At 58.3% G+C, this 578-nt stretch carries 1 protein-coding gene and 1 pseudogene; one reads left to right on the forward strand and one right to left on the reverse strand.

Translation table 11 applies throughout. The annotated features are described in order from the left end of the window. The coding region (locus CR105_RS27485; protein WP_143752838.1) for a DDE-type integrase/transposase/recombinase at positions 1-394 on the forward strand (394 nt) is incomplete at its 5' end. Positions 395-452: 58 nt separating this feature from the next. On the opposite strand, the pseudogene CR105_RS29215 reads toward CR105_RS27485, so the two are convergent. After that, positions 453-578: pseudogene (locus CR105_RS29215) on the reverse strand (IS30 family transposase); the annotation flags it as partial.

Consider the following 578-nt stretch of genomic DNA (forward strand, 5'->3'; position numbering starts at 1 on the left):
CGACTTCCTGCTGACAGCGAAGCGCGACATGGCTGCGGCGAAGCGCTTCTTCGACAAGGCCATGGGAGCGAACGGCGATCCGGACAAGGTCGCGATGGACAAGAGTGGTGCCAACAAGGCGGCGATCGATGCGATCAACTCCGGCCGCGACGTGCCGATCCTGGTGCTCCAAGTCAAATACCTCAACAACATCGTCGAGCAGGACCATCGCGCCATCAAGCGGGTGACCAGGCCGATGCTCAACTTCAAATCGTTCCGGTCTGCCGGCTCCGTGCTCGCCGGCATCGAGCTGATGCACATGATCCGCAAGGGCCAGTTCGCAATCGACGGCGCTGATGCAATGTCGTTCGCCGACCAATTTTCTGTGCTGGCAGGAATAGTCCGTCCGGTTTGAGCGGCACAATGCCGTCCTAGGGAAATTCTGTCGTTTGATCAACAACGCGACAGAACCCGCGCTTGAGCTCGCCACGGGGGTGCATGTAAATGGCGTTGTAGATGGTCTCGTGGGACACAGATTTCTCAGAATTGTTGGGCCAAAGGAGCTTGAGTTTGCGCGCAATTTGCTGCGGTGACCAGAG

The organism is Massilia eurypsychrophila (genome assembly GCF_002760655.1).
Classification (GTDB): domain Bacteria; phylum Pseudomonadota; class Gammaproteobacteria; order Burkholderiales; family Burkholderiaceae_D; genus JAFCUW01.